A 352-nucleotide genomic window follows, 5' to 3' on the forward strand; every position below is an offset into this window, starting at 1 on the left:
TAAAGGATTCTTGTACTTTTTTAGCTTTTACAGTACAATAGAAAAGATAGAAAGTTGAGGTGACGACATGAAGCAATTTAACAAGTCAACAAAATTGGATGATGTAGCATATGATATTCGTGGGCCTGTTTTGGAAGAGGCCATGCGCATGCGTGCCAATGGAGAGCAGATTTTACGTTTGAATACGGGGAATCCTGCAGAATTTGGTTTTACTGCTCCAGATGAAGTTATTCGTGACTTGATTCATAACGCCCGTAAATCAGAGGGATATTCGAACAGTAAGGGAATTTTTTCTGCACGTAAGGCTATCATGCAGTATTGTCAGCTAAAGAAATTTCCAAATGTTGACATT

The 352-nt window shown here is 38.4% G+C and carries 1 pseudogene; it reads left to right on the plus strand.

What is annotated here, in order from left to right:
- Positions 1-67: 67 nt before the first annotated feature.
- A pseudogene (locus C1G53_RS01810) lies at positions 68-352 on the plus strand (aminotransferase); the annotation flags it as partial.

Source organism: Streptococcus suis (genome assembly GCF_002960445.1).
Classification (GTDB): domain Bacteria; phylum Bacillota; class Bacilli; order Lactobacillales; family Streptococcaceae; genus Streptococcus; species Streptococcus hyiners.